The organism is Arthrobacter sp. MAHUQ-56, assembly GCF_019710585.1.
Lineage (GTDB): Bacteria > Actinomycetota > Actinomycetes > Actinomycetales > Micrococcaceae > Arthrobacter.
Map to the genome: position 1 here is coordinate 26112 of NZ_JAIFZQ010000025.1, position 23459 is coordinate 49570.

17 protein-coding genes are annotated in these 23459 nt (G+C 66.8%); 7 read left to right on the forward strand and 10 right to left on the reverse strand.

All coding sequences use genetic code 11. The features are described 5' to 3' along the window. The first annotated feature begins 184 nt into the window (after positions 1-184). Positions 185-523: a YegP family protein gene (locus K4G53_RS19555; protein ID WP_260323887.1), complete on the forward strand. Its 339-nt coding sequence runs from the start codon at positions 185-187 to the stop codon at positions 521-523. Between the two features lie 9 nt (positions 524-532). Then, a complete protein-coding gene (locus K4G53_RS19560; protein WP_221387354.1) occupies positions 533-955 on the forward strand; it encodes a hypothetical protein in 423 nt (140 codons plus the stop codon). A gap of 20 nt (positions 956-975) precedes the next feature. Here K4G53_RS19560 and K4G53_RS19565 read toward each other — a convergent pair whose 3' ends face one another. Continuing rightward, a complete protein-coding gene (locus K4G53_RS19565) occupies positions 976-1317 on the reverse strand; it encodes a hypothetical protein (protein WP_221387355.1) in 342 nt (113 codons plus the stop codon). Between the two features lie 107 nt (positions 1318-1424). Between K4G53_RS19565 and K4G53_RS19570 the strand changes: the two genes are divergently transcribed. The 3 genes from K4G53_RS19570 to metH all read left to right on the forward strand — a co-directional run bounded on the left by K4G53_RS19570 (position 1425) and on the right by metH (position 7178). After that, positions 1425-2348, forward strand: a complete 924-nt coding sequence (locus tag K4G53_RS19570) for a LysR family transcriptional regulator (RefSeq protein WP_221387356.1) — start codon at positions 1425-1427, stop codon at positions 2346-2348. 57 nt (positions 2349-2405) lie between these two features. Next, complete coding sequence (locus tag K4G53_RS19575; protein WP_221387357.1) at positions 2406-3437, forward strand: LLM class flavin-dependent oxidoreductase; 1032 nt, start codon at positions 2406-2408, stop codon at positions 3435-3437. A 102-nt stretch (positions 3438-3539) separates the two neighbouring features. Continuing rightward, positions 3540-7178 (forward strand): methionine synthase, encoded by a 3639-nt coding sequence (gene metH / locus K4G53_RS19580; RefSeq protein ID WP_221387358.1) that lies wholly within the window; start codon positions 3540-3542, stop codon positions 7176-7178. A 52-nt stretch (positions 7179-7230) separates the two neighbouring features. On the opposite strand, the gene K4G53_RS19585 is transcribed toward metH, so the two are convergent. The 9 genes from K4G53_RS19585 to catA all read right to left on the reverse strand — a co-directional run bounded on the left by K4G53_RS19585 (position 7231) and on the right by catA (position 21111). Next, complete coding sequence (locus tag K4G53_RS19585) at positions 7231-8850, reverse strand: ABC-F family ATP-binding cassette domain-containing protein (protein WP_221387359.1); 1620 nt, start codon at positions 8848-8850, stop codon at positions 7231-7233. A gap of 367 nt (positions 8851-9217) precedes the next feature. After that, the gene (locus tag K4G53_RS19590) at positions 9218-12088 is read right to left on the reverse strand and encodes an ATP-binding cassette domain-containing protein (RefSeq protein ID WP_221387360.1); all 2871 of its coding nucleotides are present in this window, start codon (positions 12086-12088) and stop codon (positions 9218-9220) included. Continuing rightward, positions 12085-12654 carry a hypothetical protein gene (locus K4G53_RS19595; RefSeq protein WP_221387361.1) on the reverse strand — a complete coding sequence of 190 codons (570 nt, stop codon included), beginning with the start codon at positions 12652-12654 and terminating at the stop codon, positions 12085-12087. The genes K4G53_RS19590 and K4G53_RS19595 overlap by 4 nt, the downstream gene beginning before the upstream one ends. Positions 12655-12817: 163 nt before the next feature. Continuing rightward, positions 12818-14401 carry an APC family permease gene (locus K4G53_RS19600; protein ID WP_221387362.1) on the reverse strand — a complete coding sequence of 528 codons (1584 nt, stop codon included), beginning with the start codon at positions 14399-14401 and terminating at the stop codon, positions 12818-12820. A gap of 168 nt (positions 14402-14569) precedes the next feature. After that, positions 14570-16210: a GMC family oxidoreductase gene (locus K4G53_RS19605; RefSeq protein WP_221387363.1), complete on the reverse strand. Its 1641-nt coding sequence runs from the start codon at positions 16208-16210 to the stop codon at positions 14570-14572. Next, the gene (locus K4G53_RS19610) at positions 16211-17749 is read right to left on the reverse strand and encodes an aldehyde dehydrogenase family protein (RefSeq protein ID WP_221387364.1); all 1539 of its coding nucleotides are present in this window, start codon (positions 17747-17749) and stop codon (positions 16211-16213) included. Between the two features lie 99 nt (positions 17750-17848). After that, complete coding sequence (locus K4G53_RS19615; protein ID WP_221387365.1) at positions 17849-18487, reverse strand: TetR/AcrR family transcriptional regulator; 639 nt, start codon at positions 18485-18487, stop codon at positions 17849-17851. A gap of 376 nt (positions 18488-18863) precedes the next feature. After that, positions 18864-20141: a benzoate/H(+) symporter BenE family transporter gene (locus tag K4G53_RS19620; protein WP_221387366.1), complete on the reverse strand. Its 1278-nt coding sequence runs from the start codon at positions 20139-20141 to the stop codon at positions 18864-18866. An 88-nt stretch (positions 20142-20229) separates the two neighbouring features. Continuing rightward, positions 20230-21111, reverse strand: a complete 882-nt coding sequence (gene catA / locus K4G53_RS19625) for a catechol 1,2-dioxygenase (protein ID WP_221387367.1) — start codon at positions 21109-21111, stop codon at positions 20230-20232. A 329-nt stretch (positions 21112-21440) separates the two neighbouring features. On the opposite strand from catA, the gene benA reads away from it, so the two are divergent. Both benA and benB read left to right on the forward strand, forming a co-directional pair. Next, the gene (gene benA, locus K4G53_RS19630; protein ID WP_221387368.1) at positions 21441-22826 is read left to right on the forward strand and encodes a benzoate 1,2-dioxygenase large subunit; all 1386 of its coding nucleotides are present in this window, start codon (positions 21441-21443) and stop codon (positions 22824-22826) included. Between the two features lie 34 nt (positions 22827-22860). Then, the gene (benB, locus tag K4G53_RS19635) at positions 22861-23397 is read left to right on the forward strand and encodes a benzoate 1,2-dioxygenase small subunit (RefSeq protein ID WP_221387369.1); all 537 of its coding nucleotides are present in this window, start codon (positions 22861-22863) and stop codon (positions 23395-23397) included. The last annotated feature ends 62 nt before the right edge of the window (positions 23398-23459 follow it).

Genomic DNA, 23459 nt, shown 5'->3' on the forward strand with positions numbered 1-23459 from the left:
CGCCAACCTGTCTGTTTGCGTATGCCGGCGAAAAGTTCTACTGACAGGTAACCCGGCCGCGGCGTAGGTTTAGCGAACGCGCTTTTCACCAGACCGTCCGGATGGCAGCCCGACGCAGTGCTCCTGTTCCGGCGGCAAGTACAAGGCCGACGGCGGCCCAGCGGGAGGGGACCTCATGGCAGGAATGTTCGAACTCTTCAACGACGAAGACTCGAACTTCAGGTTCAGAATTACGGCTCCGGACGGGACGGTGATGGCAACGTCACGCCCGTTCCCTGATAAGCAGTCGGCCGTTGCGGGGATCCGGGACGTCCGTGAATACGCCGGAATGGGCCACATAGCCGACATGTGCCTGGCGCCGGCGGCGTTTGCAGCCCCACGGGCGAAACTTCCGGCAGCCGCTTACCCCGGCACCGAAGCTCGGTGCTCCTCCTTGCGGCCTGCGCCCTTTCCGTGGATCCACCAACCTGACGCCCGCCTGACCCGCACGCCTGTCCTTGACCCGGCGCGGAGGTCAATCTAGCTTGACCTCATGACTGATGATGCAGGGTCGGTGGAACAGGCGTTGAACAGCGGTGACATCCACGAGTTGCTCAGGGTGTGGGAGGACTTCAACCGCGGCGAGACCTGGCGGGAAACGTCTGCGATCGGCAGTGACCAGGCCCGGGTCTCGGCGGCGCAGTTCCTGACGGAAGTGCGGGAAGTCGCGGCGCTGGAGGCGCTGCGCGCGAACGCACAGGCCGTCGAACTGCTGACGGCCAGGCGCTGGTACGTCATCAAGTCCGCGCGTGAGGCCGGAGCCACGTGGGCCCAGATCGGCGAAGCGCTGGGCACTACGAAACAAGCTGCCCATGACTTCTACCGCCGCAGGATCGAAGAGAAGGAGAAGTACCTGCCCGACCTTCGCGACGTGGCAGCCGCGCGGGCGGTCCTGGAAGAAGCCAAGGAAGACTAGCGCAGATCCCGAGGGAGTATCTAGGCGCAGCCAGCTGCTGGGGTCCGTTCGACGACGGCCAACTGGCCCGTAGTGTCCGGAACGCCGGGAAGCTGCGCCGGGGCGGCCTCGCCAACCGTCGATTTCCTGCCTGCGCGCATACGGAAGAGCGCAACAGCGGAGATGAGGAACCATGCGACATTCGTGACCACGGACGGCCATGCCCCGTGAAAGGCGCCATTGACGATGAAGGCGCAGGCGCCCACGAGGTTCGCGGCCTGGAAGCCCTTGCCGGCCTTGATCCACCCCATGGAGACAGCCAGGAAGGCGCTCAAAATAGCAACCGCACCGCCCCAGCCGGCAACTTCCCACAGCAGTTCCATGTCCGTCCTTCCAATATCGATTCCCGCGTCCCAAGTGCCATGGTGAGGCCGGGCCCTGCTTAAGTTCAATTGAATTTTGCTGCAGGTGTGGTTTAGAACTGCTTAACATGAGCATCGATCCCCGTCGACTGAATGTTCTCCTTGCAGTTGCCCGTGCAGGCGGGGTTCTCGCGGCTGCCGATGAATTGGGCGTTACGGCTTCGGCGGTGTCCCAGCAGCTCAACAAGCTGGAAGACGAAACGGGCCACGCCCTGGTGGTCCGCACCCCCAAGGGCTCGCTCCTGACGCCTGCCGGACTCGCCATGGCGGAAGCCGGTGAAGAGATCGAACGCGCCCTCAGCGTCGCCCTGGCCCGGATGGAAAGTGGGGCCCAGGTTGAGGGCGTCGTGCGCATCGGCGGGTTCACCAGCTTCGTGCGCACGGTGGTGATTCCGCGCCTTCCCGGGTGGCGCAAGCAGTACCCGCAGTTGCGGATCCATGTCGTCGAAGACGATTTCCCCGTCCTGATGCGGCTCCTGCGCCAGCGCCAGCTCGACGCCGTCGTGGTCGAGCTGGATTCGACGACGGCCGAGCAGCGTGCGCTCGCCCCGGGCCTGATTGAGGAGCCGCTCCTGGACGAGCCCTGGAAACTGGTGGTCCCCTCCGGCGCCCTGCTCTCCACCGAAAACATCGACCTTGGCCGCCTGCCGCTCCCGTGGCTGGGCGTCGAGCCCTCCGCCGCCAACGTTGCAGTGCTTGGACGGCTGAGCAGGTCCACGGGCAGTCAGGTGGAGACCGTGCACCAGTACGCGGACACCCTGACCGCGCTGGCGCTCGTCGCCGCCGGGGAGGGTGTGGCCATCGTCCCCACCCTCGCCCTTGCCGGCGTCGTCCAGGACGGGGTGGAAGTCCTCGACGTTCCCGGCCTGGGAACACGGCGCATCGTCCTGCGCCGGTATGACCGACGGCGGCCCACCAGCCTTCCCGTCGACACCGTCGCGCGCCTCCTGCGGGAATCGGCCGCTACGTTCGACACACGCTCCACGCACTGACCATCGGTGCACATATTCTGGGTACCAGCCGAACTCCAAGATCCGGAGGAATCCCAGATGCCTGAGACCGTACGCCGCCTGCGCAAGCTCGGCTTCCTCACCATCGGCCTGTTCGATCCCGCCAACCCGGCCGAAGGCCACGAATCGACCCTGCGGATCATCGAACTGGGCGAGCAGCTTGGCTTCGACAGCGCCTGGCTGCGCCACCGCCACCTGCAGTTCGGCATCTCGTCTCCGGTTGCCGTGATGGCTGCCGCGAGCCAGCGGACCTCCCGGATCGAGCTGGGGACCGCCGTCACCCCGCTCGGCTGGGAAAACCCGCTGCGCCTGGCTGAGGACCTGGCCACCGTGGATGTGCTGTCCGGCGGGCGCATCAACCCTGGGGTGAGCGTGGGTGAACCCATGCACTATGACACGGTGAAACATGAGCTGTACCCGGATTCCGCCGACCTGGAGGACTTCAGCTACGCCCGCGTGGAACGGCTGGCCCGTATGATCGCCGGGGAACCCGTCAGGGAATTCTCGGGCAGGCAGGGCGTGGTGGAGGAATTCTCCAACCGCGTCGAGCCGCACTCGAGCGGGCTGCGCGGCCGTCTCTGGTACGGAGCGGCCAGTAGGAAGTCCGCCGAATGGGCCGGGGCCAACGGCTTCAACCTGCTCTCCAGCAGCGTGGTCTTCCCCGAAAAAGATGAGGAATCTGACTTCGCCGCCATCCAGCAGTCGCAGATCCACGCCTTCAAAGCCGCGGCGGCAGCGTCAGGACATGCCCAGGCCCGGGTATCGCAGGGCTTGGTGGTGATCCCCACCGATTCCGCGTCACAAAGCCAGCGGGAGAAGTACCAGCGCTACGTCGACGAACGCACGCCACGAACCAAGGCGCCCCAGGGCCCCAAGGGCATGCTGTTCGCCCCGGACATCATCGGCAGCAGCGAGGAGATCGCAGAGCAGCTCTATGCCCACGCGGGATTCCGGGAGGTGGAGGAGGTGGCCTTCGCCCTGCCTTTCAGCTTCGCCCACGAAGACTACGTGCAGATCCTCACCGACATGGCCGGTAAGTTGGGCCCGGCCCTGGGCTGGGCACCGGCATAGGCCGCGCACCCAACGCCACCACCCGCCGTCGTACTATCCCAAAAGGCGTAGTACATGGAAATACGAAGCAATGTTTCAGGGTCCCGCCCGTAACCTGTTTAAATGCCTCGTTTCGCACTGGACATTGAGTCCGTCCCCCGTCCCGCCCGTTCCCAGGAGCTCCTGGACGCAGTAAACCACCGGGTTGTCATTGCCGACGGAGCGATGGGCACCATGCTGCAGGGCCGGGAACTCTCGCTCGAAACAGACTTCCAGAACCTGGAAGGCTGCAACGAGATCCTCAACGACACCCGCCCGGACGTCATCGCGGACATCCACGACGCCTACTTCGCCACCGGCATCGACGCCGTCGAAACCAACACCTTCGGCGCCAACTGGTCCAACCTCTCCGACTACGGCATCGACGATCGCATCGCCGAGCTCGCCCTGAAAGGCGCGAAGATCGCCCGCGAGCGGGCAGAGGCTGCGGAAGAAACAGACGGCCGCATGCGCTGGGTCCTCGGCTCCATGGGCCCCGGCACCAAGCTCCCCAGCCTCGGCCACACCAGCTACGACTACCTCAAGCAGACCTTCGCCCTGCAGGCCGAGGGCCTCATCGACGGCGGCGCGGACGCCTTCCTCATCGAAACCAGCCAGGACCTCCTGCAGACCAAGGCCGCCGTCAACGGCTGCAAGCAGGCCATCGTCTCCCGCGGCATCCGCCTCCCCATCTTCGTGGAGGTGACGGTCGAGACCACCGGAACCATGCTCATGGGCTCCGAAATCGGCGCCGCCCTTACCGCCCTGGAACCGCTCGGCGTCGACGCCATCGGCCTGAACTGCGCCACCGGCCCGGACGAGATGAGCGAGCACCTCCGCCACCTCTCCAAGCAGTCCTCCGTGGCCATCGCCTGCATGCCCAACGCCGGCCTGCCCATCCTCGGCGCCAACGGCGCGCACTACCCGCTCACCCCCACCGAACTCGCCACCGCACACGAGCAGTTCGTGCGCGAATTCGGCCTGGGCCTGGTGGGCGGCTGCTGCGGTACGACGCCGGAACACATGGCCGCCGTCGTCGAACGCCTTGCGCCCTTCCGCAGCCGCGAGACGAAAGCGAGCAGCGGCCCCGCCCGCGTCCCTACCGAACGCGAAGCCGGCGTCGCCTCCCTCTACCAGCACGTGAACTTCGACCAGGAGTCCGCCTACCTCGCCATCGGTGAGCGCACCAACGCCAACGGTTCCAAGGCCTTCCGCCAGGCGATGCTGGAAGAGCGCTGGGATGACTGCGTGGACATCGCCCGCGAACAGATCCGGGTCGGCGCCCACCTGCTGGACGTCTGCGTGGACTACGTGGGCCGCGACGGCGTGGCAGACATCAAGGAGATTGTCTCCCGGTTCGCGTCCGCCTCCACCCTCCCGCTCGTCATCGACTCCACCGAACCGCCCGTGCTCCAGGCCGGCCTGGAACTCATCGGCGGCCGCCCCGTGGTCAACTCCGTCAACTACGAGGACGGCGACGGCCCCAACAGCCGCTTCGCCCGCATCATGCCGCTCGTGAAGGAACACGGCACCGCCGTCATCGCCCTGACCATCAACGAAGAGGGCCAGGCCCGCACCACCGAGGGCAAGGTGGCCATCGCCTCCCGCCTCGTCGACTCCCTGGTGGGCGAGTGGGGAATGCGCGTCGAGGACATCATCGTCGACTGCCTCACCTTCCCGGTCGCCACCGGCCAGGAGGAAACCCGCCGGGACGGCATTGAAACCATCGAGGCCATCCGCCAGATCACCGCGAAATACCCCGGCATCAACACCACGCTCGGCGTCTCCAACGTGTCCTTCGGCCTGAATCCGGCCGCGCGCATCGTCCTGAACTCCGTGTTCCTGCACGAGGCCGTGCAGGCGGGCCTGACCAGCGGCATCATCGACGCCGCCAAGATCGTCCCGCTCGCCTCGATCCCGGAGGAGCAGCGCAAGGTGGCCCTTGACCTGGTCTGGGACCGCCGCGAATACGACGCGGACAGCAACACCACCTACGATCCGCTCGCCAGCATGCTGGACCTCTTTGCCGGCGTCGACACGGCTGCCCTCAAGGACCAGCGCGCCGCTGAGCTCGCTGCGCTGCCCACGGGCGCCCGCCTGGAACGGCGCATCATCGACGGCGAAGGCAAGGGCCTGGAAGAGGACCTGGACCTGGCCCGCAGCGAGGGGATGACCCCGCTCGGCATCATCAATGACCACCTGCTCGAGGGCATGAAGGTGGTGGGCGAACGCTTCGGCGCGGGCGAGATGCAGCTGCCGTTCGTGCTGCAGTCCGCCGAGGTGATGAAGAACGCCGTCGCCCTGCTGGAGCCGCACATGGAGAAGTCGGATTCGTCCGGCAAGGGCACGATGGTGATCGCCACCGTCCGCGGCGACGTTCATGACATCGGCAAGAACTTGGTGGACATCATCCTCACCAACAACGGCTACAAAGTGGTCAACATCGGCATCAAGCAGGGCATTGCCGAGATCATCGCCGCGGCGGAGGAGCACGACGCCGACGTGATCGGCATGTCCGGCCTGCTGGTCAAGTCCACCGTGGTGATGAAGGAGAACCTCGCCGAGCTGCAGTCCCGCGGCCTGGCCAAGAAGTGGCCGGTCATCCTGGGCGGCGCAGCCCTGACCCGCGCCTACGTGGAGCAGGACCTGGCGGAGCAGTTCGACGGCGTGGTCCGCTATGCCAAGGACGCCTTCGAGGGCCTCTCCCTCATGGAGCCGCTGGTCCGCGTGGCCCGAGGGGAGTCCCCGGACGACGTCGGCCTGCCGCCATTGAAGAAGCGCATCCATAAGGGCGGCGCCAAGTTCACGGTGACCGAGCCCGAGGCCATGCCCGGCCGCTCCGACGTCGCCACCGACAATCCCGTACCCGTGCCGCCGTTCTGGGGCACGCGCATCGTCCGGGGCGTCTCGCTCCACGACTACTCCGCGTTCCTCGACGAACGCGCCACCTTCATGGGTCAGTGGGGCCTCAAACCCGGCCGCGGCGAGGACGGCGCCTCCTACGAGGAGCTGGTGGAACGCGAGGGCCGGCCGCGCCTGCGCTACTGGTTGGACCGCATCCTGGGCGAGGGCATGCTCGACGCGTCCGTCGCCTACGGCTACTTCCCGGTGGTCTCCGAAGGCGAACAGGTGGTGGTGCTGCACCACGGCGAGGATTCCGACGGCGTCCTGGGCGTCCCCGGCCTGCTCGCCCCGGACGGTGGTTCAGGCGGCCCGATCGGCACCGACCGGTTGCGCTTCGATTTCCCGCGGCAGCGCCGCGACCGGCACCTGTGCTTGGCCGACTTCGTGAAGTCCCGCGAGTCCGGCCAGATCGACGTGCTCCCGGTCCAGCTGGTCACCGCCGGCTCGAAGATCGAAGAGTTCACGTCCAAGATGTTCGCCGCGAACCAGTACCGCGATTACTACGAGCTCAACGGCCTGGTCATGCAGCTCACTGAGGCGCTCGCAGAGTTCTGGCACGCCCGCATCCGCAAGGAGCTGGGTTTCGGGGCCGAGGAGCCGAAGGACACGGCAGGGTACTTCAAGCTCGACTACCGCGGTGCGCGCTTCTCGCTCGGCTACCCCGCGTGCCCGGACATGGAGGACCGCCGCAAGGTAACGGAGCTGCTGAAGCCCGAGCGCATGGGCGTGATCCTCAGCGACGAGCTGATGCTGCACCCCGAACAGTCCACCGACGCGTTCGTGTTCCACCACCCGGAGGCGAAGTACTTCAAGGTGTGACTCGGGCAAGCCCCGGAGCGGCACAAACTTGCACTCCGGGGCCGCCTCCCTGTCATTCCCCGCCCGGCAGCGAGGCCAGCTGGGTTAACGAACCATCGCGGTCCAGGCTGAGGATGAGGTCCAGGTCCAGCCGGTCCAGGAACGCATCATCGTGACTGACCACAATTACTGCGCCCCGATACGCTGCGAGTGACTCCACCAACTGGTCAACGCTCCGAAGGTCCAGGTTGTTGGTTGGCTCATCCAGGATCAGCACCTGTGCCGGCGGGTCCGAGAACAGCAGCCGCGCCAGGGAGACCCGGAACCGCTCACCGCCGGAGAGCGTCCGCACCGGCCGGTTCACGTTGTCCCCGCGCAGAAGGAACCGCGCCAACCGGTTCCGGATTTCACCGGGAGGCACCGCCGGAGCGGCGTCCTGGACGTTTTCGAGCGTGGTTGCCTCTTCCCTGAGCCCATCGAGCCGCTGGCGCAGGTATCCGGCCCGGTCCGTCAGGAGGCTTCCGCCGGCTTCACCGTCGGTGCACGGCAGGCAACCCACCAGCTTCTCCAGGAGCGTGGTCTTGCCGACTCCGTTCGGGCCGATAATCGCCACCCGTTCGGGGCCCTGAACAACGTAGGACCGGTTGGTGCCCCACAGTTCCGCGATCCGTCGGCTGCGCGGGACCTGCGGGTCGGGAAGATCCACCGATATCCGTTCCTCCTCGCGCACCCGGGAAGCGGCGGCCTCCAGGGCATCCTGGGCCACCTGGACCCTGGAATCCATTCCGGAGCGCATTTTTCCTGCCGCCACCTGGGCATCGGAGGCCCGTTGGTTCATCAGTATCTTGGACCCCTTCTTGTTCTCATAGCTCTTCTGGCCTGCCCTGGCGCGGCTGGCCAGCTTGGTCTCCGCCTCCTGCTTCTGGCGCTTTTCCTTTTTCACCTGCTGTTCGGCTGCCCGGGTGGCCTGCGCCGCAGCGGCCTGCTGGTCGTCCATGTAGGCCCGCCACTCGCTGTTGGGCCCGCCGAACACCGTGAGCCCTCCCTCATACAGCTCTGCCGTTTCGTCCATAAGCTCCAGCAGTGCCAGGTCATGGCTGACCACCAGCACGCTTCCCGGCCAGTCACCCAGCATCCGGCCCAGTGCCCAACGGGCATCCCGGTCCAAGTTGTTGGTCGGTTCATCCAACAGCGTGATGGGCGTCCGCCGGATCCTCAGCCCGCTGATGGCTGCCAACATCGCCTCCCCGCCGGACAGCTCACCCACGCTCCGGTCCAGGCCGGCGCCGGACAGCCCTATCGCCCGTAGCGATTCATCCGCGCGGGCTTCGATGTCCCAGTCGTCACCCAAGACATCGAAGTGCTCCACCGCCGCGTCGCCGGATTCGATGGCGCGCAGGGCCGAGACCTTGGCCTTGATTCCCAGCAGTTCCATCAGCGTGGCATCGCGGCGCAGCGTGAGCGTCTGGGGCAGGTAGCCAACCTCTCCGCCCGTGGTGATGGTGCCGGCGGTGGGCATCAACGTCCCTGCTATCAGGCGCAGCAGGGTGGACTTGCCGGATCCGTTGGTTCCCACCACCCCGGTCTTTCCCGGCCCGAGACTGCCGGAGATCCCAGACAGAGCCGGGGATCCGTCCGGCCACTGGAAATGGAGGTTCGTGAGGACGACGGATGGAGTATGTGATGTAAGCATGGTGCTCCCAAAGGAAAATGCCTTGCGGCCGGGCCGCGGTTCGCCAAAACGGTCAGGTGTGGAACGCGCGGGAAGTCCTACGGGGGACGGGCTGCCGCGGAAGCGTGCCAGGGCGCGCGGGCAGCAACCCCAAGCTGTGCAGGGTGGCCGAAATTCAGTGCAGGAAAAGGAAAGCCATGGAAAGGCATGAGGCTCCGGGTGGTTTCAGCGGAAGAAGCGCTGAGACTTGCCGGGCCCTTAGGGCATCAGGAAAGTGTCAGCGCGCGGACTGCGTCGCGAAACCTGAAATGCCCGTCACAAGATTGCCTAACACTGGGGAACAGAGGACATCAGTGTCACAAATTCAGTACTTAATGGCAACCCGTCATCACCGATGGGCATCGGCCGGTTTTCCCGGCACCGATTCGCCGTGCGCGGTGTGCTGGGATCGCCCGCCGATACTGAACGTCCCCGCGGACACCGGCTTCACCCGCCGCAGCGCGGCAAGGATTGCCCGGCCCACCACGGCGATGCCGATCACCGTGGTGACGGCGCGCAGTGTGTCCCAGCCCGCCGTCGACGTCAGCAGCGAGTACAGCACGAAGCTGCTGAGGTTGGTGCCGAGCGGCGCGCCCGGCACATAGGAGATCCCTGTGCCGGCGCCCACCGCGAAGGGCCAGAACCAGAGGTTCAGCAGCAGCCCGAACACGTAAGACGCAACGATGCCGTAGCCCGCCAGCATCCACAGCTCCGCTTTGCCGCGCACCCGGCGGGGCAGCAGTCCGGCTCCGGCGCCCACCCACGCGCAGGCGAAGATCTGGAACGGCGTCCACGGCCCGATGCCGCCCCACAGCGCGCTGGACACGGCGATGGTGGCGGCGCCGAGCAGCAGGCCGAACCGGGCACCGAACGCCCGGCCGGCCAGGATCAGCAGGATGAAGACTGCCTCCACGCCGCCGACGCCGGTGCTCGCCACCCGAACGGCGGAACCGACGGCAGCCAGCACGCCGAGCAACGCCACCATGTGTGCCGAGCGGACGGATCCGTCCAGGGAAAGCACGACGGCGACAGCTGCCACGGGTGCGATGGCGAGGGCTGCGTACGGGGTTGCGGCGGCTGCGTCCTGGGGGAGTGCCGCGGCCAGCAGCGGCCAGCAGAATGCTGCGAGGGCCACGAGGTTGGCCGCGGCAAGCAGGGTGAGCTCCACGGAACGGGGCATCCGGGGCCGGGGCTGGGTCTGCGCACCCGCAGCCTCTGCCGGTTCGCGCTCGCCCATTGGTGTGGGGTCCCCAGGCGCGGGCCGGGCAGACGGGACGAACGGCTCCGGGGCAGGAGGCGTCTCGGATGAAGGGGCTACGCCGCCACGCATCGGGAGGATCCGGGCGCCCAGGCTGTGAGCGAAATCGAGGTCGTGCGTGGCGATCAGGACAGCCGCACCGTCCTCCGCTGCGGTCCGCAGCGCCGAGGAGACGGCGTCCCGGGCCGCAGGATCCAGTCCCCTGGTGGGCTCATCGATCAGGAGAACGTCCGGAGCTTCCATGGTCTGCAGCGTGATGGCAAGGATCCTGCGTTCCCCGGCGGACAGGTCCCGGGGGTGCTCGTGGCCGATGGGCATTCCCGACGCTCCGCGCAACCGGGCAAGGCGGGCAGTTGCGGAACCGGCCGCAATCGCAGCGCCGTTTTTGCTGCGCTGCAGCCGCCGTTCCGCCGCCTTCAGTTCTCCTGCCACCGTGTCGCGGGTGAAGAGGTCGTCCGAGGCGTCGGGCACCAGGGCGACCCGGCCGCCGTCGATCGTTCCGCCGTCGTCCCTTGTTCTGCGCCTGCCGTTCCTGCGCGTCCCTTTGCCCAGGGCGAGCGCCACCAGGAGGGACGACTTCCCGGCACCGTTCGGACCCACCAGGGCCACCACCTCACCGCGGTGCAGGGTCACGGAGGCGTCCCGCACGAGCGGACTGCCCTCGCGGTGGACAGAAAGGTTCGTTGCCGTCAGGACGGCCGGCCGTTCGGGGCCGGGAACTGGCGTGGCACGCACAACCTCGGCGGCTGGGGCGGAGGGCGCAACCCCCGGCACCAAAGAGTGCGCTTCGATGGTCCACCAGGAATCAGCCACGGGCGCCAAGGCGTGCGCCCGGTGCTCGGCCACGATGACGCACACTCCGGCGTCCCGGGCCAAGGCGTCAAGTACCGCGGTGACGCGGCCTCGGGCTGCGGTGTCGAGGTCGGCCAGGGGTTCGTCCACCAGGAGCAAGGCCGGCTGGTCCACGACGGCGGCTGCGATGGCCACGAGGGTTGCTTCACCAGCCGAGAGGGTGCTGAGGTTCCGGTCCAGCAGGGCGCACACCCCGATGTTCTCCGCCACTTCCTGAACGCGGGCCCTGGAGTCAACGGATGGCACCCCGCGCAAGTCGAGTGCCAGCGCGATCTCGTCCCGGACGCGGGTGGTGGCGAACGCGGCGCGCGGATTCTGCAGGACGACGCCGACCAGGCCTGCCGTATCGCGCGGCGGCACACCGGCGCGGTCCATGCCGCCGACGCGGACGGTTCCCGCGATCTGGCCACCATCCACATGCGAAAGCAGCCCCGCGATGCCACGCAGGATGGTGGACTTCCCGGAGCCGGTGGCGCCGGTGATGACCGAAACCGACCCGGCCGGCGGGCTGAAGGCATCGACGCGCAGCCAGGCGTCCCCAATCCTGAACTGGGCGTCGCGGACCAGGAGCGGCGCGTTGCCGTCGGGGACCGCCGAACCCCGGCTGCCGAATCCGCGCAGCTCCAGGGCGGCGGCAACGCGGCTGGCGTGTTCAAGCGTGCGTTCGAGCACGGGAACAAGGGCCCGGGGCCCGAAGTGCTCACCCCGCAGCCGGAAGGCCAGGCGGACGGACGTGACGGCGTCGGACAGTGCAGGGAGCGCCGCCCATGCCACCACGAGCATGCGCGCAATGCCCTGCAGGGGGCCGCCCCGGGCCAGGCGGGTGAAGCCGCGGGCCACGTCCACCCAGGCGTTGAGCAGGCCGAACGCGAGGATGGTCGCCGCAATCGGCAGGGCGGACAGGACCGCAGCCCACAGGCCCGGTGCCGTGACCGGACCGAGGAGGACCACATGGGCGTACGGGGCCGGCAGGCGGATTGGCGCCAGGTTGAGCAGGACCGGCGCGCCGATGCCTGCCCCGTTGAAGAGGACGCGGTAGACGACCCGCGCCGCGATGAACACGACGGCGAGAACGGCGCCGGCGCGCAGCGGCGCGGGTCGGAAGGTCATGCCGTGGGCGCGGCCGGTTCGTTGTCCACCGTGTAGAGCAGTTCAAGGCTCTCGCCGGGGTTGAGCTTGAGGCTGTCCAGGCCTTCTTGGGCGTAAGCCCACGTGCCGGCGGCGGGCTTCACCCAGAGGGCCCAATAAGAAACAGTGTTTTTGTCATCGCACGCTTCGCGGATAGTGCCACCCTTGTGCTTGATGTCGAAGTCCGCAGCGGGCACACCGTTGACACGGCACGCAAAGCTCGTGGGGTACTTAGCGGTGCCCTCGATCTTCACCTTCGCCTCTTCGAGGACCTTGGCTGCCGGGGTGGTGGCGTCCACGGGCACGCAGACGGACGTGTCGGCGGCTGACTGCTTCAGTGAAGCCGAATCGACGATGACCTTCACGCCGGCGCAGGGGCCGGAGGAGGTGCTGGACGAGGCGGCGCTGGTTGAAGCCGCCGCCGTGGAGGCGGCTGCAGAGGAAGTGGACTGGGTGGCGGCCGGCGTGGAGCAGGCGGCGAGGGTCAGCAGGAGACCTGCGGCGGCGAAGGTGCTCGCGGCGGCGGTCCGGGTCTTAGTCAATGTCACTTGTCAAGGGTAGGCCGTTGCGCCCCCACGGCCGGATGCCGCCGCCTTGTGTGACGCCAAGGAGTCGTGTGTGCAGGGGAAAGGGCCGGCGACGGCGCGGCTGCCGTCGTCGACCCTTCCCTTGAAATGAGCTGCTGCAGCGGACCCTGCTGCAGCAGCAGCCTTATGGGACCTTCACGTCCGCCATGTGGTGCTCCGCCGGAGCGTCAGGTCCAGCCGCAGCGTCCGGCCTGGCAGAACGTGACGACGGGTGGGCGGCAACGGCGGCGGCGTGCTCGGCGAGCACGCCGGTCTGGTGCCGGATCTTCAGCCGGTAGAGCAGCGCGCCGCCAATCACCACGGCGGCCACGAAGATCACGCCGCCCCACTGCAGGTACCACTCGAACGGCGGCACCGAGTTGTAGATCTCGGGCCGGGGCCAGACCAGGTTCACCGTCATGGCACCGCCCCAGAGGACGGCGAGGATGTTCACCGGCAGCCCCCACTTACCGGTGCTGAATCCCGCCTCGGAATTCTGGTCCAGCAGGGGCCACTTCTTCTGGAGCCGCTTGCGCAGCAGGGGGACCGTGACCAGCAGGTAGGACAGGTAGATCAGGACGATGCTGATGCTGGACAGGATGGTGAAGATGGCGGGCTGCATGACGTTGACCAGCAGCGGGATGACGGCCATGACGCCAATGACGATCGCGGCAACGGTGGGGGTCCTGCGGACAGGGTCCACCTTGCTGAGCTGGCGGCTGAACGGCAGGTTGTTGTCGCGGGCCATGGCGAACATCATGCGGATGGCGGCGGCGTGGACGGCCAGGGTGCAGACCACCACGGCGACGACGATGCAGGCCAGGAAAGCCTTGCCGAAAGGACCGCCCAGGACGGAGAGCACGATGTGCTGCAGGCCGCCGTCGGCAGCCCCCACTGCCGGGTCCGTGAGGTCCGGTGCGGCCAGGATGCCGAAGAGCAGGATCAGGCCGCCCAGGATGAACGAGGCCGTGACGGCGCGGAGGATGGCCTTGGGCGCGGTGCGCTTGGGGTCCTTGGTTTCCTCGCCCAGGGAGCTGGCCGTATCGAAGCCGTACATCACATAGCCGGAGGCCATGGCGCCGATCAGGAAGACGCCGAAGAAGCCGAGGTCGTGGCCCTCGCCGAAGCCGGCGGTGTCGAAGAAGACCTCCGGTCCGCGGACCACGTGCCAGCCCAGGGCCAGGATCAGCAGCACGGCCGCGATCAGTTCCACGAAGACGCCGATGCTGTTAATCCGGGTCATCAGCTTCACGCCGAACGCGTTGATGAGCGTGGAGATGGTGATCATGATCGTTGCCAGGACCACGCCGTTCATGGCGAAGTCGTAGGGGCCGGTGCCGTCACCGATGAACTGGAAGCCGGACCAGAGCTGCGGGAGGGTGATCTGCAGGGCCAGGGCCACCGAGCCCAAGGCCATGATGGAGGACAACAGCAGCAGCCATCCGGCCAGCCAGGACGACGTCCCGGATGCCAGGCGTTTGGCCCAGTTGTAGACGGAACCGGCCACGGGATAGCGGCCGGCAAGTTCGGCAAAGCAGAGGGCCACCATCAGCTGGCCGACGAACACGATGGGCCAGGACCAGGCGTACGCCGGGCCGGCCATGGAAAAGCCAAAGTAGAACAGCTGGAAAACACCGGTGAGGATGGAGATGTAGCTGACGCCTGCGGCGAAGCTGGCAAACTTGCCGATGCTTCGGTCCAGCGTCTGGGTGTAGCCAAATTCGTCCATGCCGCTTGAATCAATACTCTTGCTGGGTTCCAATATGGACTCCTAGATCAGAAAAGCACGATGGGACCGGCCGCCCTGGGGTGCGGAGAAGGTCAAAAAGGGGGTGGTGGCCCGGCGTTGCCTGGTGAACGCCGGGCGTCTTGCGGAAAGGGGCTTGCTGTTTGGTGCCTAGGCGGGCGATGCGCTGAGCTCGAGCTCCGCCGTCGTGGTTTCTCCTGTCCTGCCGGCGCGGATCAAATCGGCGCAGCGCTCGCCGATCATCATGACGGTGATGTTGGGGTTGACGGTGACGTGTTCGGGCATGACGGACGCATCGGCGACGCGGAGTCCGGTGACTCCCTTCACGCGCAGCTCGGGGTCAAGCGGCGACATGTCGTCGTCGTACGCGCCCATCCGGACGGTGCCGACGGGGTGGTAGACGGTGTTGTGGGTCTTGCGGATGTAGTCCTGCAGTTCCTCGTCGGTCTGCGCCCCGACGCCGGGCGAGAGTTCGCGGCCGGTCCATTCGGCCATGGCGGGCTGGGCGGCGATTTCGCGGGCCTTGCGGATGCCGGCCACCATGACGCGCATGTCGTGGCCTTCGGGGTCCGTGAAGTAGCGCGGGTCAACCATGGGCTTGTCGCGGAAATCGCGGCTGCGCAGCCGGACCGTGCCGCGCGAGCGGGCGTGCGTCACGTTCGGGGTAAGGCTGAAGCCGTTCTCCGTGGTGGGGTAGCCGTGCCGCAGCGTGTTCATGTCGAAGGGGACCGAGCCGTAGTGCATCATCAGGTCGGGGCGGTCCAGGCCGTCCTCGGTGGGGGTGAAGATGCCGATTTCCCACCACTGGGTGGACGTCTGCACCATGGGCTGCTTGGCCTCGAACTGGACCACGCCTTCGGGATGGTCCTGCAGGTTCTCGCCCACGCCGGGGGAGTCCGCCAGCACCTCGATGCCGTGCGCGGCGAGGTGCGCTGCCGGGCCGATGCCGGAGAGCATGAGCAGCTTGGGGGAGTCGATGGCGCCGGTGGAGAGGATGACTTCCTGGTATGCGGTGAGACGGTGGGTGCGGCCGAACGCCCCGTCCACCACGTCCACGCCGGTGCAGCGCTTGTCCGCATCAAAGACCAGCTGCCGGGCGCGAAGGCCGGTGAGCAGCGTGAAGTTGGGGCGGCCGATGATCGGGTGGATGTAGGAGACCGAGCTGGAGGCGCGGGTGCCGTCCGCGCGGCGGTTGATCTGGAAGAAGTTGGCGCCGTTGATGACGGTGGTGCCGGAGTTGAACTTCGCGCGGGGGATGCCTGACTGTTCGCAGGCGTCCAAAAGCGCGACGCCGGCTGGGTCCGCCGGGGGCACGTTCATCAGGTGCACGGGGCCTGAGTCCCCATGGTGGGGTGCGTCCGGTCCGGCGTCCTCGTTGGTTTCCAGCCTCTTGTATAGGGGCCATGCGGCGTCGGCGTTCCAGCCGGTGGCGCCGTATTTGGCCTCCCATTCGTCCAGGTCCTCCCGGGGAGCCCAGAAGGCGATGCAGGAGTTGTGGCTGGAGCAGCCGCCCATGACCTTGGCGCGGGCGTGGCGCATGAAGGAGTTGCCGTTCTCCTGCGGCTCCACCGGGTAGTCCCAGTCGTAGCCGGATTCCAGCAGCTCCATCCAGCGGTCCAGCTGCAGGATCTCGGGCAGGTTCCGGTCGTCCGGGCCCGCCTCGACGAGGGCCACGGTCACCTCCGGGTCCTCGCTCAACCGCGCTGCAACTGCCGCCCCCGCGGACCCGCCGCCGATGACGACGTAGTCGAACCCGCGGTCGGTGACGTCGTCAATGTTGTCGTAGTGCATCTAGCTCTCCTTGCCGTTGTCAGCGAACCAGCCGGTGACCTGCGGGCTGGTGTTCTGGTAGATGTGCTTGGCTTCCTGGTATTCGGCCAGGCCCGTGGGGCCCAGCTCGCGGCCGACGCCGGACTGGCCGAAGCCGCCCCACTCGGCCTGGGGGAGGTAGGGATGGTAGTCATTGATCCAGATGGTGCCGTGCCGCAGCCGGCCGGCCACGCGCTGCGCCCGGCCGGCGTCCTGCGTCCAGACGGCGCCGGCCAGGCCGTAGATGGTGTCGTTGGCGGTGGCCACGGCCTCGTCCTCCGTGCGGAAGGTCTCCACGGTGACCACCGGGCCGAACGCCTCGTCGGTGACCACGGACATCCCCCGCTGCACCTGGTCCAGGACGGTCGGCTGGTAGTAGAAGCCGGCGTCGTACTTCTCTCCTTCAGGTGCCGCGCCGCCGGTACGCAGCCGCGCGCCCTCCTGGATGCCGCGCTGCACGTAGGCGTGCACCTTGTCGCGGTGCGCCGCGGAGATCAGCGGACCGGTTTCGGCGGCGTCGTCGAACGGGCCGCCCAGCCGGATGTTTTTGGCCCGGCGGACCAGCTCGTCGACGAAGCGATCGGCGATGGATTCCTCCACCACCAGCCGTGCCCCGGCCGAGCACACCTGGCCGGAGTGGACGAACGCGCCGTTGAGGGCATTGTCGACGGCGGCGTCGAAGTCCGCGTCGGCGAATACCACGTTGGGGTTCTTGCCACCGAGCTCCAGCGCCACCTTCTTGACGGTGCCGGCGGCCGCCGCGGCGATGCGCTTGCCGGTTTCCAGCCCACCGGTGAAGGAGACAAGGTCGACGTCGGGGTGTTCCGAGAGCGGTGCGCCCGCCTGGGCCCCGGCGCCGGTGACGAGGTTGGCGACGCCGTCCGGCAGGCCGAGGTCCTGCAGCAGCTGCATGGCCAGGATGCTGGTGGACGGGGTCAGTTCTGAGGGCTTGAGGACGAACGTGCAGCCGGCGGCCAGCGCGGGGGCGATCTTCCACGCAGCCTGGAGCAGGGGGTAGTTCCAGGGCGTGATCAGGCCGCAGACGCCGACGGACTCGTACACGACCCTGCTGACGACGTCGGCGTTCCCGGCGTCGACGATCCGGCCCGCCTGCTGGCCCGCAAGCCTGCCGAAGTATTCGAAGCAGGCCGCGATGTCGTCCATGTCGATCCGGCTTTCGACCATCCGCTTGCCGGTATCCAGCGATTCGGCGCGGGCGAACTTCTCCCGGCGTTCCCGCAGCCCGGCGGCGACCTTCAGGAGGAACGCGCCGCGCTCCGGTGCCGGGACGCTGGACCAGGCGCCCGAGTCGAACGCTTTCCGCGCCGCGGCAATCGCGCGCTCTGCGTCTTCCCGGCCGGCCTCGGAGACTGTGGCGACCAGTTCGCCATCGGCAGGGTTCCGGATTTCGCGGACGGCTCCGGATGCGGCGGGTTCCCACGAGCCGTTGATGAACAGGGTGGTTGCTGCTTTGGTTTCAGCGCCTCGGGTGACGTCCTGCGCTGGTGTGGCGTAAGTCATACCGAGGACAGTAATGCACTTTGAACAAGTGTTCAATAGATTTCTTGAACACTTGTTCAAAGATCTTTATGGCGTTAAGGTTGCCTTGCCGGCGTGCGTTCAGGGCTGGTGCGGTTCGCCGTCCGTGGCGCTTTTGTCCGGGAGGGGATCCCCGGCCGGCGCGAAGGCAATCTCTTCCGTCCGCGCAATACTTCGTTGAATGGAGGCCTTGTCCACCCCGAGCAGCGCCGTCAGCCACATGCCATTCTGGATGACCACGATGTCCGAGGCCCGCTCCCTGCAGGCGTTCCAGGGCAGATCCGGATTGGCGCTTGAGACCAGGGCCGCGAGCCCGTCGATGTACCGGTCAAAGGCGGCAGCGTTGATCTGCGCATAATCTTCATCGGCCTGGGCCAACGCCCAAAGATGCAGGCGCAGGGACAGGTAGCGCGTGGTGAGCAGGTCCGCGCCTGCCACCCGCCGGAGCGCCTTGCGGAGTTGCTCCTCGGGGGACAATGACGGGTCGGGGGCGACGAGCAGGAGGTCGTGTTCGTCCACGCGGCCCAGGGCTGCCCGGATCAGCGTGGTTTTGTCGTCGTAGTAGTAGTTGACCAGGCCCAGTGCCACGCCCGCCTCGCGCGCCACGGCCCGCATGCTGACGCCGGCAATACCGTGGCGGGACAGCAGATCCATCGCTGCGTCAAGAATGCGCGACTGCCTGTCGAGCTGTTCGCCGGAGTTCACGGTATTGGTCCCCATCTGGCCAGACTATTGCCTAACCGGCCAGGAACCCATTTTCGGAATCGGAACCCCTGCCTGCCGGCAGTGTTTGAAGCGTTCTTCCGCAGGGCACGTTCTGTGCACACACCCTGATGTCTGTACAGCTTGGAGCACGATGGAAAGCGCGAGCCTCATGGCCCTTTTATTTGCCGGCGCTATCGGCAGAAGCAGAAGCGCGCAGCCCGACGCGCCGCAAATCGTCACACAGCCGGCTCGGACGTGCCTTGCATGGCGGGCTTTCAGGAGCAGGACCGCCACGTTCCTGCACCGGCTGGCGTGGGCGGTTGAGCCGGACCCGCGCTGACGCAGAAGAATCCCCGCCGGGGGGACGTAATTGCGCACACGCCCGGCGGCCTTACAGCCCGGTGTGGTGTGTGGGCTCCAGCAGGCGGGACACGGCGTAACCGATGACCAGGCCCCAGAAGGCCGCATGGATGTTGAAGAGGTTCATGCCGGAGATGGTCACCACGAAGGTCACCAGCGAGCCCAGGGTGAAGTTGGTTGCGAAGGCGGTGACGAAGGCTTGCTGGAGGGCCCGCAGCATCGCGATACCGCCCAGTGCCAGCACAAACTCCTTCGGCGCGGCCAGCATCAGCCGGGTCAACGTGGGGGCAAACGCTGCGAACACCAGGGCCAGGAGGCCGTACGCTACGGCAGCCGTGTATTGGCGCTGCCGGCTCCCTGACGATGTCAAAAGGGCGTTGGTGGGGCCGGTAACGCACGCCGAAACGGCGCCGAATCCGGCGTTCAGCACCGAAAACGCGCCGGAAGCAATGGCGAAGGCATTGACCGGCGGCTGATGGCCGGCAGCACGAAGGACAGCAATGCCCTGGCCGTTTTGAACAAACAGTACGGTCAGGGCCAGGGGAACCACCAGCTCGAGCTGGGCGGCCCAGGTGAACTCGGGAATCGTGAAAACCGGGGTGGCCATGAGTGCTCCGCCGTGCGAAAGGTTGAACTGGCCGCTGGCCGCCACGGCAACGCAGCCTGCCACCAGGGTGCCCAGGACCGGCGGCAGGAACCTTCCAGCTGCAGGGACCGCGGTGAGGACCAGGAATGCGGCCACCATCGGTACAGCTACGGCCGGGTTGTCCTGGGTGGCGGCGACGATGTCGGTGCCGAACTTCAGGAACACCGCAGCAACCATGGCCATCACAATCGGCATGGGCACCAGCGACATGGCCCTGCGCACCACCCCGGTAGCACCCAGGGCGAGGATCAGTACCCCGGACGTAAAGAACGCCCCTACAACTTCCGCGAAAGCCAGGTGCTGAAGGGAAGGTCCCAGGAGCACCGTGCCGGGAATGGACCAGGCGAAGCCCAGGGGCTGCCGGTAAATGAGCGACATCAGGAGGGTCGCCGCGCCGCCCGAGAAAAGAATGCCAAAAACCCAGGACGACAGCTGGTCCTGGGTCAGGCCGCCGGCCGTCCCCACGGCCAGGGTGACGGCGATGGGTCCTGATGCCGCGAAGATGAGTCCAATCGCCCCGTTGGAGACATAGGGCAGTCCCAGGTCGCGAAGAATCCGGCGCGGGCCGGCGGGGCGGACGCCGGGGCGTTCCAGCAAGGGTTCCGGCGTCGGCTCGGCTGCCCCGCCGAGTGGGGCGGTCGGGTGGCGGCGGGGATGGCTCATCGGGGCTCCTGGCTGGACGGGAAACCGGAGGCGCTCCGAAGCATCAGCTCCGGGGCGCCTCCGTGCGGGGTGTCTCCCAGTTTGCGTGCTACTTCTTCTGGCCCTGCTTGGCGAGGACGTAGTCATAAACTACTTCCTCGCCCTTTCCATCGGTACGGGGGCGGGGGTCAAGCATCAGTTCAGGCTTGACCGCCGAAGCGATGTCGTCCGCGTTGTGGGGGTCGCCGGGAAAGTACAGCTGCTGGGTGACCGGCTCGTAGCCCGGCGCGGACACCTTGATGTGGATGTGCGCCGGACGCCAGGCGTGCCATCCCGCGGCGCTGATCAGCTGCCCGCACGCGCCGTCCGTGGGGATCTGGTAGGGCGCCGGCCGCATGGTGTTGATCTCAAACCGTCCGTCATCGGACGCTTTGACGGTGGCGCGGAAAAGCCACTCGGGCAGGCCGGGGGCGTATTGGGAGTAGAAGCCTGCGGCGTCGGCGTGCCAGATCTCCACCTGGGCGCCCTGGATGGGGTTGCCCTCCGTGTCGGTGAACTGGCCGCTGAAGCGCAGCGGGGTGCCCTCTTCGCCGTCGCGCATTTCAACCGTGGCGGGGGTCTGAAGCTCCGGGGAGCCGGGAACGTAGTACGGGCCCTCGATGGTGCCTACGGTGCCGGGGCGGTCCTGGGAGTTGACGTCCTCCACGGTGTGCTCAAGCCACACGTCGAGGAACAGCGGCCATTCCCCGTCCGTGCCCACCTTGATGAGCCAGGCCTTGAGTGCGTTGTACTCCTCGTAGGTGACCTGGTGTTCGACGACGATGTCGTTGGCGGCTTTGATCAGCGCGCCGGCCAGCAGGCTGACTCGTTCCTTGGGCACATCCACCCTGGCGAGCTTGCCGGACGCTGCGAACCGCTCGGTTGCCTTGGTGCCTGCTTCGACGGCGGTGCCCTCGTTTTCCGTGCGGCTGTCCGTTGGGGCTTGGGTCATGACGATGTCCACCTTCCTCATTGAATGGGGACAGGAAGGGCTCCTGCACCCGACGCGGGCTGCGGGGGCTGGTGTTCTGCCGGCGCCGCACCGCGTGATTTCGGTCTCAATCGTAGACACGATGATAAGGACGCTACAAATATCAACTAGGCGTATTTTTTGTCTTTATCTGTACATAAAGACACCCTTGGTGGAACCTAGGTATTTACCTGATGTGAGACCAATCACGAGCGTGAAGAATTGCTTGACAACGTCCGCTGTTGGGAGTTTTCGTCCCCGGCTGGACCTCCCGACCATCCGTCCAGCAATCTCCAATGAGGGAGCACGCCATGACCGAGAACCTGATCCATGCCCGCGAGGTCCTTGCCGACGCCGTGATCGACGACCGTGAAAACGGCATTATCCGGGCCAAGCGCGAGATCTTCACCGACCAGGAGATCTTCGAGCTTGAGATGAAGCACATCTTCGAGGGCAACTGGGTGTACCTCGCCCACGAGTCGCAGATTCCCCACGTGGGCGATTACTTCACCACGTACATCGGACGCACCCCCGTGATGATCACCCGGGACAAGGACGGGAAGCTGAACTGCCTCGTCAACGCCTGTTCGCACCGCGGCGCCATGCTGTGCCGCCGCAAGACGGACAACCGCACCACCTTCACCTGCCCGTTCCACGGCTGGACCTTCAAGAACTCCGGCGAGCTGCTGAAGGTCAAGGACTCCCGCAACGCCGGCTACCCCGAGACCTTCAACAAGGAGGGCTCGCACGACCTCACCAAGGTGGCCCGTTTCGAGTCCTACCGCGGCTTCCTGTTCGGTTCGCTGAAGGCTGAGGTGCTCCCTCTTGAGGAGCACCTGGGTGATGCCACCAAGGTCATTGACTCGATCGTCGACCAGTCACCCGAAGGCCTTGAAGTGCTGCGCGGTTCCTCTACGTACACCTATGACGGCAACTGGAAGGTCCAGGCCGAGAACGGCGCCGACGGCTACCACGTCACCGCCGTGCACTGGAACTACGCTGCCACCACGGCCCGCCGCAGCGCCGGGGACTCCGCCAACACGACCAAGGCCATGGACGCCGGCAAGTGGGGCAAGGTCAAGGGCGGCTTCTACTCCTACGACCACGGGCACCTGCTGCTGTGGCAGGAGTGGACCAACCCCCAGGACCGCCCCCTGTGGGACCGCCGCGACGAGCTCGTGGCCAAGTACGGCGAGGAGATGGCCAACTTCATGATCAACATCTCGCGCAACCTGTGCCTGTACCCGAACGTCTACATCATGGACCAGTTCTCCTCGCAGATTCGCCACTTCCGGCCGATTTCCGCTGACCAGACCGAGGTGACCATCTACTGCATCGCGCCCAAGGGCGAATCGCAGGAGAACCGGTCCAAGCGGATCCGCCAGTACGAGGACTTCTTCAACGCCACCGGCATGGCCACGCCGGACGACCTGGAGGAATTCCGCTCCTGCAACAAGACCTACTGGGCCACCAGCGCCCCGTGGAACGACATGACCCGCGGCTCCGCCCACGAGATCACCGGCCCGGACGAGCAGGCCCAGGCCCTGGGCATGACCCGGGTGATCGCCTCCGGCGTGCGCACGGAAGATGAAGGGCTCTACCCCATCCAGCACGGGTACTGGAAGGAAGTCATGGACCGGGCCCTGGCGGAGGAAGAGGAGCGGTCCGCGCTGGACGCCGTTCCCGTTACCGCCTGACAAAGCCCACCCGAACCACAGAGAGCGCATACCCATGACCAACCTGACCCACACCGCCCCGGTCCTGAAGTCCGCCGACGAGATTGCCACCCTCGAAACCGTGAGGGCGTTCCTCTACCGGGAAGCCCGCCTCCTGGACGACCGCCAGTTCGATGAATGGCTTGAGTGCTACCACCCGGACTCCGAATTCTGGATGCCGGCCTGGGACGTGGACGACCAGCTGACGCAGGATCCCCAGAACGAAATATCCCTGATCTACTACGACAACCGCGGCGGCATCGAGGACCGGGTGTTCCGGATCAAGACCGACAGGTCTTCGGCAACCTCCCTCCCCGAGCCACGCACGGGCCACAACATCACCGACGTCGAGGTGTTGGCGAACGACGGCGGCAAGGTGGACGTGCGGTTCAACTGGTTCACCCTGTACTTCCGCTACAACACGACCGACACCTACTTCGGCACCAGCTACTACACGGTGGACCTTTCCGGCGCGCAGCCGGTGATCCTGAAGAAGAAGGTGGTCCTGAAGAACGACTACATCCACCACGTGGTGGACGTCTACATGATCTGACCTGCCCGGACCGGTGCCCGGGGTTTCGGGCGCCGCACGGCAGGTTCCACTCCCGTGCCCGC

What these genes read in the sequence shown, in the direction of transcription:
- K4G53_RS19600 (WP_221387362.1), bottom strand. Translation starts at nt 14,401, where the DNA reads ATGGACGAATTTGGCTACACCCAGACGCTGGACCGAAGCATCGGCAAG.
- K4G53_RS19565 (WP_221387355.1), bottom strand. Translation starts at nt 1,317, where the DNA reads ATGGAACTGCTGTGGGAAGTTGCCGGCTGGGGCGGTGCGGTTGCTATT.
- K4G53_RS19555 (WP_260323887.1), top strand. Translation starts at nt 185, where the DNA reads ATGTTCGAACTCTTCAACGACGAAGACTCGAACTTCAGGTTCAGAATT.
- K4G53_RS19590 (WP_221387360.1), bottom strand. Translation starts at nt 12,088, where the DNA reads ATGACCTTCCGACCCGCGCCGCTGCGCGCCGGCGCCGTTCTCGCCGTC.
- K4G53_RS19560 (WP_221387354.1), top strand. Translation starts at nt 533, where the DNA reads ATGACTGATGATGCAGGGTCGGTGGAACAGGCGTTGAACAGCGGTGAC.
- metH (WP_221387358.1), top strand. Translation starts at nt 3,540, where the DNA reads ATGCCTCGTTTCGCACTGGACATTGAGTCCGTCCCCCGTCCCGCCCGT.
- benB (WP_221387369.1), top strand. Translation starts at nt 22,861, where the DNA reads ATGACCAACCTGACCCACACCGCCCCGGTCCTGAAGTCCGCCGACGAG.
- K4G53_RS19570 (WP_221387356.1), top strand. Translation starts at nt 1,425, where the DNA reads ATGAGCATCGATCCCCGTCGACTGAATGTTCTCCTTGCAGTTGCCCGT.
- K4G53_RS19615 (WP_221387365.1), bottom strand. Translation starts at nt 18,487, where the DNA reads ATGGGGACCAATACCGTGAACTCCGGCGAACAGCTCGACAGGCAGTCG.
- K4G53_RS19620 (WP_221387366.1), bottom strand. Translation starts at nt 20,141, where the DNA reads ATGAGCCATCCCCGCCGCCACCCGACCGCCCCACTCGGCGGGGCAGCC.
- K4G53_RS19585 (WP_221387359.1), bottom strand. Translation starts at nt 8,850, where the DNA reads ATGCTTACATCACATACTCCATCCGTCGTCCTCACGAACCTCCATTTC.
- catA (WP_221387367.1), bottom strand. Translation starts at nt 21,111, where the DNA reads ATGACCCAAGCCCCAACGGACAGCCGCACGGAAAACGAGGGCACCGCC.
- K4G53_RS19575 (WP_221387357.1), top strand. Translation starts at nt 2,406, where the DNA reads ATGCCTGAGACCGTACGCCGCCTGCGCAAGCTCGGCTTCCTCACCATC.
- K4G53_RS19610 (WP_221387364.1), bottom strand. Translation starts at nt 17,749, where the DNA reads ATGACTTACGCCACACCAGCGCAGGACGTCACCCGAGGCGCTGAAACC.
- benA (WP_221387368.1), top strand. Translation starts at nt 21,441, where the DNA reads ATGACCGAGAACCTGATCCATGCCCGCGAGGTCCTTGCCGACGCCGTG.
- K4G53_RS19605 (WP_221387363.1), bottom strand. Translation starts at nt 16,210, where the DNA reads ATGCACTACGACAACATTGACGACGTCACCGACCGCGGGTTCGACTAC.